Here is a 15,613-nt window from a genome sequence, read left to right as displayed (position 1 = left end):
AGAAGCGGTGGCGCTTGTGGGATTAGATCCTGAGACCAAAGAATCAGGGAATACGAAGAAGGCGGCGCAGATAAGCAAGAAGGGGGACAAGAGGCTAAGGGGACTACTTTACATGGGAGCCCTTAGTGCGATAGCGAGCGGTAAAGGGGTATTGAGGGAATTTTACGACAGATTGGTGAAGAAAGGTAAGCCGAAAAAGGTAGCGGTGACGGCCTGTGCGCGTAAGCTCCTGTTATTTGCGTTTGCCAAGTATAAGAAAGCGATGGAGGAGTTGCAGTTGCAAATGGCTTGACAAAATCCACAGTATCTCGCGAGGCGACTGGTACGCCCGCGCGCGATCCCAGCTACACCGTCATCACGAGGCGTGCTATCGCACGCCGAAGTGATCCCTGTCCCGAACACAGCAGAGAGGGATCTAGATTGCTTCACTTTGCTCACCATGACTTTGTTCAAGTGTTGCCCGCTCCTAAGAATAGCTTTGTCCTAAAAAGTTGATGATGCATCGTGACAAGTGTTTTCCTCTATAAACCCTCGTCAAATACAAAAAAGAATGCTAATTTAGCCCGCTATGGATATCGAAGTAAAAAAGCCGGTTTTGCGTGTTTTTGAGTTCCAGCCTAAACCAAATAATCCCAAAGAAGCTATCGAGGTTTTTGTCCAAAAATTTTCCGATGACGAGATCTTTTTTTCTCTGACTAGTCTTGTGCTTGAGCTTACCTTGGATAGCGAGACACCTTTTTACAAGTTCCTTGAGCAGCAGCCATGCCGCATAAATATCGACAAAATCGAAAGAAAACGTTATCTCCTTTCAGGAACCTTGCTCGACTTTAGACTCCTTTATCAAGAGCTCAAGGAGCAAAAAGTAGCCAAAGCCTTACTTACTTTTCTCTGTGAAAACTATCCGGAATTTTTTAAAGATCTTTGGCCCAAAAGGGGCATTGTTCCTCCTATTGGTATAAATTTTCGTGCCCTGTCTCAAAGCGAACTAAACGAACTAGAATTAGCAGTTAAACTGAGACATCTTTACTTCCTGACTGAATTTCTGGTGGCTAAAGGGCATCTTTTATTTTTTTACCAGGCTGAAACTAAACCCCTTATCACCGGCGAAAATCCCAAAACATATTGTCTTGCCAATCCCTTTGACAAAAACCTTTTAACCAGGGTTGTCTCTGTTTTTAACGATTTAGAGCCTTTGCCGGAAATGTATCCCCAGGCAGTGGCAACCTCTGGCTTTATTTACCAGCCTTTGATCCAATACATGCCTTTTTTGACCCGTTTTCTTGCGCAAGAAAACCATCCTTTGAAAGAGGCTAGTTTTTCGCTTCTAGAGGAACTAAAAAAAATTTATCCTGAGCCTTTTGGCCTTATACCTGTATCATGAGGAGGAGAATTATGGGACTTACCGTTGCTGAAAAACTGATTGAATCACATCTTGTTTCAGGCTCTCTTGAAAGGGGCACTCCCATTGCCATCAAGATTGACCAGACCCTTACGCAGGATGCCACCGGCACCATGGCTTACCTTGAGTTTGAAGCTATTGGTATCCCGCGGGTGAAGACCGAGCTTTCAGTCTCATATGTGGACCACAATCTTTTGCAAACAGACTTTCGCAATGCTGATGACCATCGCTTTCTCCAAAGCATTGCTGCCAAATATGGCCTGTGGTTTTCAAGGCCGGGAAATGGTATCTGCCATCAAGTCCATTTAGAACGCTTTGCCCGCCCAGGGAAAACTTTACTTGGTTCAGACTCACACACCCCCACGGCTGGTGGCTGTGCTATGCTTGCCATTGGGGCAGGGGGGCTTGACGTGGCTATGGCCATGGCAGGAAAGCCCTTTCACCTGATTATGCCCCGTATTGTTGGTATTCACCTGAAAGGCAAGCTTCCTCCCTGGGTTTCTGCAAGGGATGTTGCTCTCTGGATGCTTAGAAAACTTACGGTAAAAGGCGGGCTTGGCAAAATTCTTGAGTATTTCGGCGAGGGCTTAGCAAGTCTTTCGGTGCCAGACCGGGCTACCATTGCCAATCTTGGTACTGAAATGGGAGCTACCACCACGGTTTTCCCCTCCGATGAGGTTACCCGTGCCTGGCTTATTGCCCAGGGGCGTGATGAAGAATGGCAGGAGCTTCTCCCTGACCCTGACGCCCAATATGACGAAATAATCGAACTTGACCTCTCAAGTCTTGAGCCCTTGGCCGCATGTCCGTCTTCTCCTGACAACGTAAAACCTGTGGCTGAGCTTGAGGGGCTCCCTGTGGCCCAGGTCATTGTGGGGTCCTGCGCTAATTCTTCCTTGCGTGATCTTCTGGTGGTGGCCAAGGCACTTAAGGGCAAAAAGGTTCATCCTTCGGTTTCTTTTGAGATTAACCCTGGGTCTTTACAGGTGCTTGAAAATCTCGATGTTTTAGGCGCCTTGCAGGATCTTATCCACGCAGGGGCCCGCATTCATCAATCAGGCTGCCTGGGCTGCATTGGTATGGGCCAGGCCCCTGCTACAGGGACTATTTCTTTGCGCACTTTTACCCGTAACTTTCCTGGGCGTTCTGGTACCAAAAACGACCAGGTATATCTCGTAAGCCCTGAAGTGGCGGTGGCGGCGGCCCTTCATGGGGAATTTTTTGATCCGCGCAAACTTGGCGCCTATCCTGAAATAGAACTTCCTGAGCGTTTTATTATTAACGATGCCCTTTTGCTGCCGCCTTTTCCTGAAGAGGAAGCAAGCAAGGTGGAAATTATCCGCGGGCCGAATATCGTTCCGCTTCCAGCTTTTGAGCCTATGCCTGAGGAGTTGCGCTGCCAGGTCCTCTTAAAAGTTGGAGATAACATTACTACCGACCACATCATGCCTGCAGGGGCCAAAATCCTTCCCCTGCGTAGCAATCTTCCTGCTATCAGCCAATATGTTTTCTCGGCTATTGATCCTGATTTTGCGAAAAAGGCCCTTGAGCTTAAGGAAAAGGGCACCTGGGTAGCGGTAGTTGGTGGTGAAAACTACGGTCAGGGATCTTCTCGGGAACACGCAGCCCTTGCGCCACGATACCTAGGGGTGCGGGCTAAGCTTGCCAAAAGTTTTGCCAGAATTCACAAGGCCAATTTGATTAACTTTGGCATCTTGCCTGTTACTTTTGCTGATCCTAAAGATTACGAAAAGATCAACCAAGGTGATGTGCTTGTCTTCAAAAACGTGCGAGAGGTTTTGGCTTCAGGGGCTACTGAGATTGACATCGAAATCCCTGGCAAGGGTATCATCAAAGGGAAGATCGACCTTACCGAAAGAGACCGCAAGATAATTCTTGCAGGCTCACTACTAAATTTAGCTAAGGAAGATTAATGCGTATCGTAAACCGGCTTATTCTTTTGGCGTTTGCCCTTTTGGGGCTTTTTATTTTACTTGGTAGGCCCTTTGTAGGGGTTTATACCGATTATCTTTGGTTTCACGATCTCGGCTTTGAACGGGTCTTCTTGCTCAAGTTCTGGCTCCAAAGTCTGCTTTTCTTTGTCGTTGCTGCCTTTGTGGGCGGGCTTTTTTATCTAAACGGACGCCTTGTTCATCAATCAGCCTCAAAAGGCGGGGCCTTTGCAGACTTTTTTGATCCACGCTTTAGGGTATGGCTTGGGGAAAAGTTTAGACTTTTTCTCAAAGTTTTAGCGCTTTTTTTGGCGATTATGCTCGGCCTTTCGGCCATGCCCTTTTGGGAAGATGCGCTTCTTTTTGTGAAGGCAACGCCTTTTGGCAAAACCGACCCACTCCTTGGGCTTGATATTTCGTTTTATGTTTTTCGCCTTCCCTTTTTGCGTTATCTGGCAAACCTAACTTTTGCCCTTTGGGTTCTTTGTGCCGGCTTTGGCCTTTTTATCTTTTTAGTTCTTGGGCACATTAAGACCTCCTATGAGAAAAAACTTATCCTCACTACTCCTTTTAGGCGTTATCTTGCTTTAATGCTTGCGCTTTTTTTCCTGCGCCTGGCCTTTGATCTTTGGCTTGATAGGGCTGATCTTCTTTTCGATGAAAGAGGGGTTGTTTTTGGCGCAGGCTTCACCGAAGCAAAAGTAGTGCTTCCGGTTTTAAACGCTTTGGTTTTCGTTTCTCTTGCTGCAGCGGTACTTTCGGCAATTTTTGTGTTCAGGCCGCGTAAGGAAATCCTATTTGGTTTGATTATCGCGTATGCCGGGCTTTATTTTGTGGGGCTCAACTTTTTGCCAGGAGTAGTGCACCGCTATATTGTCCAGCCTAATGAACTTGAAAGAGAAAAAAAATATCTGGCTTACGAAATAGCTGCTACCCGTGAGGCCTTTGGGCTTGATAAGGTTGATGAGCAGGAATTTAAATTTGGCCCACCTCTTACCAAAGAAATACTTGCCCGTAATCAGGACACCATTAAAAACATCAGGCTCTGGGACCATGAGCCTCTGCTTGATACCTTTAGCCAGATCCAAGAGATCCGTACTTACTATAAGTTTATTTCTGTTGATAACGACCGCTATCAAATAAACAACGAACTTCGCCAGGTAATGCTTTCAGCGCGTGAGTTATCTTATGAAGACCTTCCCAGCAGGTCATGGATAAATGAACGACTGGTTTATACCCACGGCTATGGTTTGACCCTTGGCGTAGTGAACGAAGTGACCGAAGAAGGGCTCCCCAAGCTTTTGATTAAAGACATTCCTCCTGTTTCGGAATGCGATATCAAAATAACCCAACCCGCCATTTATTTTGGCGAGATTTCTAATGAATATGTCATTGTGCGTACTAAAGCCAGGGAATTTGATTATCCCGCAGGGGAGAAAAACGTCTACACTAGCTATAACGGAAAGACAGGTGTTAAGGTGGGAAGCCCTTTAAGGCGGCTTCTTTTTACCATGCGCTTTGGCTCAAGCAAGATTCTTCTTTCAGGGGATATTACTTCTGAGAGTAAAATCCTTTATTACCGGTCTGTGGCAGAAAGGGTGCGCAAGGCCGCCCCTTTTATCATCTTTGATACGGATCCTTATCTGGTAATTAGCAAAGAAGGGCACCTTTTCTGGTTTGTTGATGGCTACACAGTTTCTAATCGTTATCCCTATGCGCGAAGAGTTGAAGGCGTTGGCAATTACGTGCGCAATTCCGTGCTTGCGGTGGTAGATGCCTATAACGGAACTATCTCTTTTTATCTCAAAGACCCTCATGACCCTATCATCAGAACCTATGCCAAAATTTTCCCGGGCATGTTTCAGCCCATAAACGAGCTTGCTCCAGATCTTAGAAAACATATTCGCTATCCGCACAAACTTTTCTTTTTACAGGCAAGGCTCTTTGGGGCTTATCACATGGAGGATCCGCGGGTGTTTTATAACCGGGAAGATTTATGGGAAATACCACGTAGCCTAAAAGGCGACGGCCGTTACATGAAGCCCTATTATACCATTATGAAGCTTCCCGGCGAGAAAAGGGCTGAGTTTATTCTCATGATTCCTTTTAATCCCGCCAAGAAGCATAATCTTGCTGCCTGGATGTGCGTGCGCTGTGATCCTGAAAATTACGGTCAAATGCTGGTTTATCGTTTCCCCAAACAAAAACTTGTTTATGGGCCGCAGCAAATAGAAAGCCGCATAAACCAAGACCCTGAGATCTCGCGCCAGCTTTCCCTTTGGGACCAGCGGGGAAGCAGGGTTATCCTGGGAACCCTCCTTATTATACCGATAGAGGGAAATCTCCTTTACGTGCAACCCCTTTATCTCAAGGCGGAAGCTGGTCAGATCCCAGAGCTTAAGCGGGTCATTGTGGCTTATGAGAATGAAATCCGCATGGAAAGGACTTTGGACGAGGCTCTGAACGCCATTTTTGGTGAGATTAAGAAAAAGACCCCCGCCCAGGCAGAGCGCCTTGAAAAACAACTTGTTCCTGCTCTAAAGCCTATTTTTGAACTTTATCTTCAGGCAGAAGAAGCCCTTAAAAAAGGCAACCTTGAAGAATTCGGCCGCCTGTGGCGCAAGATGGGCGAACTTTTAGAAGAAAAGAAGTAAGAAACCTTTACAAAATTGCCAAGATCCGTGTTGCAGTTTCTGAGGGATTCGTTCCTGTTACCGTTATGAGCGATTGCTCACAACGAAAAACATGAAAAAGTGTCTTAATGGGAGCATGTTTTATCCGACAAGGTGTCATCGCAAGGAGACTTGTACGCCCACGCAATCCCTGTTCCGAACACGGTAAGGGATCTAGGTTGCTTCGCTCGAAATGACATTGTTCAAGTTGTCGTCTTTTTTACGCTCCTAGTAATATGTTGTAAAGCTTCCGGATAAAAGTTTTCCTGTTTTGGAGGTGATAGCGTGGAATGGTTCGCTAAATCATTGGAAAAAGTTAGAGAGAAAAGGCCACTTGTTCAAAACATTACAAACTTTGTGGTTATGAACACAACTGCCAATGCTCTTCTCGCCATTGGAGCTGCTCCTGTAATGGCACATGCCCAAAATGAACTCGAAGACATGCTAAAGATTGCAGACTCCCTTGTGATAAATATTGGAACACTTGACGACAACTGGCTTAACTCTATGGAAAAAGCTGTTAAGCTTGCCAAAGCGTTAGGAAAAAACACAGTCCTTGATCCCGTTGGTGCGGGAGCTACCAAGCTGCGAACTGAAACATCGTTAAAGCTTATTGAATACGGAGACATAGCTGTTCTTCGCGGAAATTTTGGGGAGATAGCCGCATTGCTTGGTGAGCATGGAAAGACAAGAGGCGTTGATTCCGCAATATATGAAGAGGATAAAGCAAAGACGCTTGTGCTAACTGCCGCTAAAGAATTTGATACAGTTGTAGTTATCACAGGGCCTGTTGATTATGTGAGCGATGGCAAAAAAAGTTATGCGATATATAACGGGCATGAGATGCTTGGGAGAGTCACCGGAACAGGATGTATGGTTAGTGCACTCATTGGCGCCTTTGTAGCAGTTGAAGAACCTTTGAAAGCCGCTGTATCGGCTTTGGTTTCTTTTGGAATTGTAGCTGAGAAAGCTTATGAAGAGGCAAAATATCTGGGTAGCTTTCACGTAAAACTCTACGATTGGCTTTACAAAATTGATGTCGATCTCATTAACAAAATGGGTAAGGTGACGGAAATTGGACCTTAGACAAAAGCTCAAACTTTATGTGATTACCGAGAGAAATCTTAGGGACGAAGTAGAAACCGCAAAAGATGTTCTTGCAGGTGGTGCCACCGCAATACAAATGAGAATTAAAGATGCTCCAACCAGGGAAATGATAGAGATCGGAAAAAAGCTCCGGAAGCTGACCAAAGAATATAATGCACTTTTTTTTGTGGATGACAGACTTGATATTGCTCTAGCAACTGATGCGGACGGTGTTCAATTAGGACCAGATGATATGCCAATCTCTATGGCCAGGGAACTAGCCCCAAATTTGATCATTGGAGCTTCGGTTTACTGTCTAGAGGAAGCTTTGTTGGCAGAAAAAGAGGGAGCAAACTACCTCGGTGCTGGCGCAGTCTTTCCAACGAATACAAAAAAAGATGCTAAAGTTCTGGGGTTGGAAGGATTGAGAAAAGTAGTTGAATCCGTCAAGATTCCAGTGGTAGCGATCGGTGGAATAAACTATCAAAACTTAGAGGAAGTTCTCAAGACAGGCGTTAGTGGGATAGCGGTTATATCAGCTATTGTGGGAGCTCCTGATGTGAAAAGGGCAACCGAAGAGATGAGGAAGATAGTTGATGCCTATGTAAAGGCATATAGCTAAAATAGCCTTAACAAAAATCAGAATACCGATCATTGGGTTGCTGAGAAGCCTCGTTCTTTTAATAATCTTCCTTTTTGAGTAAAATTATTCCGATGCGGTTGTTGTCCATTTTTTTTACTATTTTTCTTATAAGTACAGGTAATGTTTTTGCCGTACAGGTCCATGGCCCCCCGGAAGGCTACTACACTCACAACCTGGCACATGTCTTTTTTATAGCGGCTATTCTTTTTTTGCTGTTCTGGCTGCGTAAAGAAGGTGGCGAAAATAAAAAGGCCTGGCGTTATTTTCGTCTCTCTCTGGTCTTCTTTATTTTGTGGAACTTAGATGCCATGGCAGCTCATATTTTGAAAAGAAGACTTCCCCACGAGGCCCTTTATTTGCCTCCTAATCCCTTTGACCATTTGCTTTTAGGGCCTTTTGATTGGGAACGCCTGGCTTTTTACATTACCCATTTTGATCATCTTTTGTGTGTTCCTGCCATGTTCTTTTTAATGCAAAGTCTTCGCCACTTCTATAAAGCCCAAGGAAAGCAGCCATTGGAACGATTATGAAAGCTCTTCCTCTTTTTCCAGTATATTCGGTAGATTTTGTAGGCTCTTTTTTGATGCTCCTTCTTTCTTTTACGACCTTTCGTTACGCCCTTCAACTCAAGAGAGAAAACCCTGAAAGTGTTTTCTTTATGTATCTTTTTGGTCTTTCTACGGCCTTTGTGGCCTTTTCTATATCGAGAAGTATCGGGCATATGTTGCGTTTTGTTTTTGTTTACGCAGGAGTGACAGAATGGTGGCGTGCCCTTGCGCCTATTTCTGGTAGTTTAAATAGCATTTGTTTTGTGGTGGTAGCTGTTCTTTCTTTTGTTTATCCCAATGTGGGACAAATTATTGCTTTGGTGCGCGCAGATGCCGAGCGTCTCAAAAGGGCCAAAGAAGAATTAGAAGCTGCCAATAGAGAGCTTCGCGAACTCCATCAAACTCTTGAAGAAAAGGTCCGTAAGCGTACCCAAGAGTTACTAGCCTCCGAGCAAAAATTCCGAAGGCTTTTTGAGAATTCAGGGGAGGTAATATTCTTTTGTGATGCCGAGGGGCGCATCTCAGATATTAACCCCAGCGGGGTAAAGCTTTTGGGATATCAGAGCAAAGAAGAGTTAATTGGTAAACCTATGTGGACCTTTTTTGCTGAAGATGAAGACTGGCAAAAATATTTGGTGGCTACCTGCAAAATAGGGTTCATAAAAGACTTTGAGACCCGCTGGATCACTAAAGGCGGTGGAGAGAGATATGTGATCATTACTGCTAACGCTATTGAAGGAGAATCGGGCTGCAAAATAGGCTGTGAAGGAATTGCTAAAGACATTACTAACTACCGCAAAATGACAGAAAAACTCATTTATTCTGAAAAAATGGCTTCTTTGGGGCAACTTGCCGCAGGTGTTGCCCACGAAATCAATACCCCTTTGGGTATAATCCTTGGTTACGCCCAAATGCTTAAAAAAGATTTTAAAGATCAACCTGAGGTTGCCGAAGAACTTGAAATTATTGAGTCTCAGGCGGAGGTGTGCAAGAAAATAGTAGCTGATCTGCTAAGTTTTGCGCGGTCTTCTAATGTTTCGCGCTTAAAAAAGCCGCTTTGCATTAATGATTGTATTGTCCAAACAGTTGATATGGTGCGCCATACCTTTGAACTCGATAGAATTGAAATTAAACTCTATTTAACTCCTGATCTTCCTGAAATTTTGGGTAACGAAGACCAATTAAGGCAGGTTTTTGTAAATCTTTTGAATAACAGCCGTGATGCCATAGAAAAAGACGGTGAAATCCATATATGGACCTTTGCTGAAAAAGATTACGTTTTTGTAGAAATAGGGGATACAGGAAGCGGAATTCCACCAGATATAAAGGACAAAATCTTTGATCCTTTCTTTACCACCAAGGCGCCTCGTAAGGGAACCGGGTTAGGGTTATCTGTTTCTTATGGGATCATTGAAGACCACGAGGGGAAGATAGAAGTCTTTTCTCCTCCGAAGGAAGAAAAACACCTTTCATATAAGTTAAATACAGTTTTTGTGATTAAGTTGCCAATTTATCGTGGAGAGAGCAATGAATCCGCGCATTTTAGTGGTTGATGACGAACCTCATATGACTCGTATGCTTTTGCGTTTGTTCCGGCAGATTCCTGAAGCCGAAGTTGAGCCATGTCTTTCTGGAGAAGAAGCCTTAGAGAAACTTTCCTCTTTTTCACCAGATGTCGTGGTCACGGACATCAAGATGGCGGGTATCGACGGGCTGGCATTACTTAAGCAAATCAAACAATTTGACCATACTATCTCGGTTATCCTTATAACTGGTTACGGCACCATTGAAATGGCCGTACAAGCTTTAAAAGACGGAGCTTATGACTTTATTCAAAAACCTTTCGACAGCGATCATATACTTCATGTTGTTAAAAGGGCTATCGAAAGAACAAAGCTTTTGCGGGAAAACCTCCATTTAAAGACAGAGATTGCAAGCTATGCCCGGGAAAAGCTTGGTATTATCGGAGATTCTCCAGCAATAAAGCGGGTTCTAGAGATGGTTGAACGCATTGCTCCCAGTGATGTCACGGTGCTTATCAGGGGAGAATCAGGGACAGGCAAAGAATTAATTGCCCGGGCTATTCACCAGTTGAGTAATCGGCGCGACAAAGAAATGATAACTGTTAATTGCCCTGCGGTTCCAGAACACATTCTTGAGTCAGAACTCTTTGGCTACGTAAAAGGTGCCTTTACCGGGGCCACGGCAGATCATGACGGGCTTTTTAAGGTAGCCCACGGTTCTACTATTTTTTTGGATGAAATAGGAGATATTTCCCCATCAGTGCAAACCAAGCTTTTGCGCGTTTTGCAGGAAAAAGAAATAAGGCCCCTTGGTTCTACTAAGACCATCCCGGTAGACGCAAGAGTTATCGCTTCAACTAACCAGGACTTAGAAGAAAAGATGTCCCAGGGAGCCTTTCGTGAAGATTTATTTTATCGTTTAAATGTCGTAACTATATACGTGCCGCCCTTGCGCGAACGCAAAGAAGATATCTTGCCCCTTGCTAACTATTTTTTGCATAAGTATAGCGAAAAATACGGAAAAGAAGGGCTAAGCTTTAGCTCGGAAGCACTTGATTATTTGGTTAATCGCCCTTGGAAAGGGAACGTGCGCGAGCTGCAAAATGCCGTGCGCAGAGCTGTTTTGCTTTGTAGGGGAGACACTATCACCTCTCAAGACTTTTCAGAAAAGACTCTCCCCATCCAGGTTGATTATTTTAGCCTCTACCTTGAAAAACCTTATTCTCAGGCCAAAAAAGAACTGTTAGAAAGCTTTTCCCGCCGTTATGTAGAAGAGCTTCTTTTAAAGACGAGAGGTAATGTAACTCAAGCTGCTCGTATGGCAGGCCTTGAGCGTCAAGCTTTTCAGCGCTTGATGCGGCAACTTCAGATCAAGTCCAGCGATTTCCGCAAAGAATAATTTTTGTGGCACTGCAACAAAAAAGTTGCAGCTATTTTTGTTGCAGTCCTCAAATGCTTATCAAAAAAGCCCCTTTTCTCCCTGATTTTGTGAAGAAAAAACTCACATTTGTTTGGCCCTTCTTTTGCAGACCACTATCAGTAAAGCTCAATGCCTTGCACAAAATTAAGAAAAGGAGGTGAAAAGGCATCTATAAAGTAAATCCTGCGGCTTATCAGGTTATGGAGATTCTTTCAAAAGATCAATGAAATTAGGAGGGGGTAATGGAAAGTTTAAAAAAGTTTCGTAAGTTTTTAATGCCTTTTTTCATTTTTTTGGTGGTAGCTTGGATTTATTGCCTTTATTCTGGGGTTCAGGCCTCGGAAGAAGCCCAAAAGATGGCCGCTGAGGCCCAAAAGGCTGCGGCCCAGGGTGCCGTAGCTGCTAAAGCTGCGGCTGGTGCCCAGGCGTGTAACGTTCTCTTAAATGATGACCTAGGGCTTAAAGGAAAGCTGGGAAAGATTATTGCGAAAACACCTGTTTGCACGCCCACTTGTACCACAGGATGTATTGATCCTAACGCTCCTAAAGGTTATCTTGGAATTCCCGGTGGTCCAAAGCCTAGTCCTATTGGCGGTCTTTTATGGGCCATCTGGGTAGGCTGGATTTTTTCCACCGTGGGTGCTTTTGGCGGCATCATGGCTGGTGTTGGCCATATCACTATTTTTGGCCTGGCAAACTTTGCCAAAAGCTTTAAAAAGACCAATCCTGCCCTCAATAAATTCCTTACCGATACCATCCGCGTATCTAACATGTTTTTGGTTGGTCTAAGTGCGCTTGTTTCCGCGGTGAACTACTGGAAAATGAAGCGCATTGTTTGGCCCCTTGCTATCGCTTTGGCAGTAGGTGCGGTAGGTGGTGCTTTTGGTATTGCTGAACTCACCGCGGGCAAGATAAGCCTTAAAGCCTATATCGGATACTTTGGTCTGGCTGTTTTTGCGGTGGCAGGCTTTATGTTTTACGGAACTACAGAACGCGCCCGTGCCAAACGAAAAGCAGCTCGCGAAGCTGCTAAGCGTTTTGAAGAAGCAGCCAAAAAGGGCGATGCTGCCGATGGCGTTAAAGTGGTATCTTTTGGTCTTACCAATTGCGTGTTTACCTTCTACGGCGTTGAGTTCCGCTTCAATCCTCTGCTTGCCGCCTTTGGTGGTTTGGTAATTGCCACCATTGCTGTTTTCTTGGGCATCGGCGGTGGTTTCTTGCTCGTTCCTTTTATGACCGACATAGTAAAGCTTCCCATGTTTATTGTTGCCGGCACTTCAGCTTTTGTGGTGCTAATCAAAATGATCATGGGTATTTGTACGTACATGCTTCTTAAAGGTGTTCAGGTCTGGTGGCCTCTTATTGGCACAGAGCTGGTGGGTATCTTTATTGGGTCCATGATTGGTCCTCGTACCCAGAAATATATCCCTGACATCTGGCTTAAGAGACTTTTTGTAGTGCTCGCAATCTACGTTGGTCTCCGTTACACTTCAAAGGGTTTCTTAGGAAAGAGCATCGTACCTCCTTATTAAACCTTGGCCTTGCGAGGGGCATTTTGTGCCCCTCGCCTTATTTTAGGAGGATGTTATGTATACCCACTGGCTTGTTTACTTAGACAAGATTTTTTTGCCCTTTTACCAACTACTTAGTGATCCTGTCTTGGCATATTTTTTGGGAACTTTTTTGTTAGCAATAATTTGTGTCATTATTGGAGAGTTTTTAGTTGGGATTGCTTTTTATGCGAACCGCAATTATGTCAAAAAGCTTACAAATGACTTAGTTCATTGGAATAATCTTTCTGTTGAGGCGGTGAAGAAAGGTGATACGGAAGCTTATCATACCTTTAATAAAGAAGCTAATGATGTTTACGGGAAGCTTTTTTTTCTAACAATTGCCCACTCCGCTGCTTTTCTGGTTCCTATTCCTTTTGTTCTAGCTTGGATGCAGTTCCGTTTTGGAGGAATTGAGTTTCCCTTGCCCTTTATTGTTCCAGGTGTGGGTGCCAGTGTTAGTTATATTTTTACTTTTGTCGTCTTATATTTGCCTTCTTACTGGCTTTTCAAAAAAATCAAACATAAATTGCCTTTATTTAAAGATTTTGACCGTATAATGCGAGAGAGTAGTGAAGTTGTAAAAGAGATGAAGAGTCTGGCTGACATTTTAGAAGAAAAAATTAAGGCTTCAAAAGCCAGACATAAAAATATAATGCAGCAAAAAGCGTAAGGGGGATGTCATGGGTGAAAAAAAGACTGTTTATTCCATATGTGGGATGTGTTCGGTTAGGTGTCCTATTGCCGTAGAAGTAGAAGGCAACAATGTTTTATGGATTTCGGGAAATCCCCACGACAAGGGCATAGGCACAGGAATTTGTGCCAAAGGTATTGCGGGACGCACCTTATTAAATGATGCTGAAAGGCCTCTTTCTCCTCTGATAAGAGACGGAGAGCGGGGCTCTGGGCGCTGGCGTAGTGTCAGTTGGGACGAGGCGCTTTCTTATGTGGCTGAAAAACTAAAGGGCATAATTGATCAGTACGGGGGGCGGGCAGTTCTTTTAAGTGACCGAGGAGGGCCTTTTGGCGAGTACCGAAAGGCCTTTCTCAAGGCCATAGGTTCACCGAATTATTGCAACCACGACGTGACCTGTGCTGTTTCTGTAAACCACGCAGCTTTGTCCCTTTTTGGTTTTGGGCGCAAGACCCTTAATTACGATTACCGCAACGCCAAGCATATTGTTCTTTATGGCAGAAATATCATGGAAGCCATAAAGATAAAAACTACCAAGGCAGTTTTGGATGCTTTGGACAAGGGTGCCAGACTTACCTACATTGACCCGCGGTATAGCGTTACCGCCTCAAAAGCCACCCGCTGGTGGAAAATAAGACCAGGAACAGACTATGCTCTCAACCTTACTTTGATTCACATCATTATCAAAGAAGGACTTTATGACAAAAAATTTGTTAATAGATGGGTTAATGGCTTTGAGGTGCTGGCAAACTTCGTAGAGCCTTATACACCTGAGTGGGGTGAAAAAGAAACGGGAATTCCAGCCCAGGAAATGTACCAATTTTGTCGTGAGATTGCCCAGGATGCCCCTCACGTAATATTTCATCCTGGCTGGATGAGAGCGCGTTACCTTAATGCTTTTTGGGAAAGCCGGACCACTTATCTTTTGAACGTGCTCATGGGGGCAATAGAAGTCCCTGGTGGCCTATTTTTTATGAAGGGCCCTGGGGATGCAGGTAAAAAAGGCTTAAAGAGCATAGGCGAAAATCTTCCCAAGGTGGAAGAAAAACGTGCCGACGGTGCAGGCTGGAAATATCCGTATATCAATAAAGGCCCAGGGCTTTTGCACCGAGCCTTTGAAGCCATAAAGACAGGGGAGCCTTATCCCATAAAAGCGTATTTTGTGCATCGTCATGATCCTCTTACCGGGCTACCTGATCCCGAAGCCCAGGTGGAGATTTTTAAGAACTTAGACCTTCTCGTGGTCTGTGACGTTAACTGGAGTGAAACGGCAAAATATGCCGATGTCATTTTACCTGAATGCACGTATCTTGAACGCTCTGATCTAATTGCTACCCAAAAGGGACTTAAGCCTGGCTTCAGGATCAGGACCCAGGCTATTGAACCACGCCATGACACTAAACCTGGCTGGTGGATATACATTGAGCTTGCCAAGCGTCTCGGCAAAGGCGAGCACTTTCCCTATGAAACCATCGAAGACCTCTGGCAAAAACAGCTCGAGGATACTGGCATCAACGTAGAAGATATCCAGAAAAAAGGCTTTATTACCCTGGTTGATGAGCCTATCTGGTATGACCGCATGGAAAAGCTTCCCTTTAAAACCGATTCTGGGAAGATTGAAATTATTGCTAAAAAATGGGAAGAAGCAGGGATTCCTTCCCTTAAGCCGTATGAATCCCCCGAAAAACCCCCTAAGGGTAAGTTCAGGCTCCTCTTTGGCAGGTGTGCCTGGCAAACACATGGTATGTGGATGAACAATCCTGCTCTTCACCCATACCTCAAAGAAAACGTCCTCTGGATAAATGACCAGGTGGCTAAGGAGATGGGACTTAAGACCGGAGATACCGTGATCGTAAAAAATGGAAATTACGAGAAAAAAATAAAAGTTTTCGCTACAGAACTCATTCATCCTGAGGCGGTTTATATGCTCCATGGTTTTGGGCGCACAGTGCCTCAGCAGACGAGAGCCTATAACCGCGGGGTTGCTGATCAGCGTCTAGAGGTAGGACTTCTTGACGTTTATGACCCCGCAGGAGGAGCCAATGCCCTTTGTGAGTGTTTTGTAGAGGTAACACCTTCAGAATAAGAGCCACAATAAAAGAGAGATTAACATTTAAGGAGGCTTA

General features: G+C 44.6%; 12 protein-coding genes. All 12 read left to right on the top strand.

What is annotated here, in order from left to right; translation table 11 throughout:
* Positions 1–292, top strand: a 292-nt coding sequence (locus tag H528_RS13180) for a transposase (protein WP_022853780.1), incomplete at its 5' end; no start/stop codon positions are given.
* Positions 293–568: 276 nt separating this feature from the next.
* Complete coding sequence (locus H528_RS0107875; protein ID WP_022853779.1) at positions 569–1,381, top strand: hypothetical protein; 813 nt, start codon at positions 569–571, stop codon at positions 1,379–1,381.
* An 11-nt stretch (positions 1,382–1,392) separates the two neighbouring features.
* Positions 1,393–3,333 (top strand): aconitate hydratase, encoded by a 1,941-nt coding sequence (locus H528_RS0107870; protein ID WP_022853778.1) that lies wholly within the window; start codon positions 1,393–1,395, stop codon positions 3,331–3,333.
* Positions 3,333–6,005 carry a UPF0182 family membrane protein gene (locus tag H528_RS0107865; RefSeq protein ID WP_022853777.1) on the top strand — a complete coding sequence of 891 codons (2,673 nt, stop codon included), beginning with the start codon at positions 3,333–3,335 and terminating at the stop codon, positions 6,003–6,005. Before H528_RS0107870 ends, H528_RS0107865 begins: the two co-directional genes overlap by 1 nt.
* Before the next feature lie 303 nt (positions 6,006–6,308).
* A complete protein-coding gene (gene thiM / locus H528_RS0107860) occupies positions 6,309–7,109 on the top strand; it encodes a hydroxyethylthiazole kinase (RefSeq protein ID WP_022853776.1) in 801 nt (266 codons plus the stop codon).
* Complete coding sequence (gene thiE, locus H528_RS0107855) at positions 7,099–7,731, top strand: thiamine phosphate synthase (RefSeq protein WP_022853775.1); 633 nt, start codon at positions 7,099–7,101, stop codon at positions 7,729–7,731. The genes thiM and thiE overlap by 11 nt, the downstream gene beginning before the upstream one ends.
* 92 nt (positions 7,732–7,823) lie before the next feature.
* Positions 7,824–8,282, top strand: a complete 459-nt coding sequence (locus H528_RS0107850) for a hypothetical protein (protein WP_157608199.1) — start codon at positions 7,824–7,826, stop codon at positions 8,280–8,282.
* Entirely contained in the window at positions 8,279–9,853 is a 1,575-nt protein-coding gene (locus H528_RS0107845) for a two-component system sensor histidine kinase NtrB (RefSeq protein WP_022853773.1), read from the top strand. Before H528_RS0107850 ends, H528_RS0107845 begins: the two co-directional genes overlap by 4 nt.
* Positions 9,828–11,222 carry a sigma-54-dependent transcriptional regulator gene (locus H528_RS0107840; RefSeq protein ID WP_022853772.1) on the top strand — a complete coding sequence of 465 codons (1,395 nt, stop codon included), beginning with the start codon at positions 9,828–9,830 and terminating at the stop codon, positions 11,220–11,222. The genes H528_RS0107845 and H528_RS0107840 overlap by 26 nt, the downstream gene beginning before the upstream one ends.
* A gap of 263 nt (positions 11,223–11,485) precedes the next feature.
* Complete coding sequence (locus H528_RS0107830) at positions 11,486–12,775, top strand: sulfite exporter TauE/SafE family protein (protein ID WP_022853770.1); 1,290 nt, start codon at positions 11,486–11,488, stop codon at positions 12,773–12,775.
* A 55-nt stretch (positions 12,776–12,830) separates the two neighbouring features.
* Positions 12,831–13,466: a hypothetical protein gene (locus H528_RS0107825; protein WP_022853769.1), complete on the top strand. Its 636-nt coding sequence runs from the start codon at positions 12,831–12,833 to the stop codon at positions 13,464–13,466.
* 10 nt (positions 13,467–13,476) lie between these two features.
* Positions 13,477–15,573, top strand: coding sequence for a molybdopterin-dependent oxidoreductase (locus H528_RS0107820; RefSeq protein WP_022853768.1), 2,097 nt, complete (start codon positions 13,477–13,479; stop codon positions 15,571–15,573).
* Positions 15,574–15,613: the final 40 nt, after the last annotated feature.

The organism is Thermodesulfatator atlanticus DSM 21156, assembly GCF_000421585.1.
Lineage (GTDB): Bacteria > Desulfobacterota > Thermodesulfobacteria > Thermodesulfobacteriales > Thermodesulfatatoraceae > Thermodesulfatator > Thermodesulfatator atlanticus.
The sequence above is the reverse complement of the archived record's forward strand: the minus strand, read 5'-3'. Positions and strand labels throughout refer to the sequence as shown.

What these genes read in the sequence shown, in the direction of transcription:
- H528_RS0107875 (WP_022853779.1), top strand. Translation starts at nt 569, where the DNA reads ATGGATATCGAAGTAAAAAAGCCGGTTTTGCGTGTTTTTGAGTTCCAG.
- H528_RS0107870 (WP_022853778.1), top strand. Translation starts at nt 1,393, where the DNA reads ATGGGACTTACCGTTGCTGAAAAACTGATTGAATCACATCTTGTTTCA.
- H528_RS0107865 (WP_022853777.1), top strand. Translation starts at nt 3,333, where the DNA reads ATGCGTATCGTAAACCGGCTTATTCTTTTGGCGTTTGCCCTTTTGGGG.
- H528_RS0107850 (WP_157608199.1), top strand. Translation starts at nt 7,824, where the DNA reads ATGCGGTTGTTGTCCATTTTTTTTACTATTTTTCTTATAAGTACAGGT.
- H528_RS0107845 (WP_022853773.1), top strand. Translation starts at nt 8,279, where the DNA reads ATGAAAGCTCTTCCTCTTTTTCCAGTATATTCGGTAGATTTTGTAGGC.
- H528_RS0107840 (WP_022853772.1), top strand. Translation starts at nt 9,828, where the DNA reads ATGAATCCGCGCATTTTAGTGGTTGATGACGAACCTCATATGACTCGT.
- H528_RS0107830 (WP_022853770.1), top strand. Translation starts at nt 11,486, where the DNA reads ATGGAAAGTTTAAAAAAGTTTCGTAAGTTTTTAATGCCTTTTTTCATT.
- H528_RS0107825 (WP_022853769.1), top strand. Translation starts at nt 12,831, where the DNA reads ATGTATACCCACTGGCTTGTTTACTTAGACAAGATTTTTTTGCCCTTT.
- H528_RS0107820 (WP_022853768.1), top strand. Translation starts at nt 13,477, where the DNA reads ATGGGTGAAAAAAAGACTGTTTATTCCATATGTGGGATGTGTTCGGTT.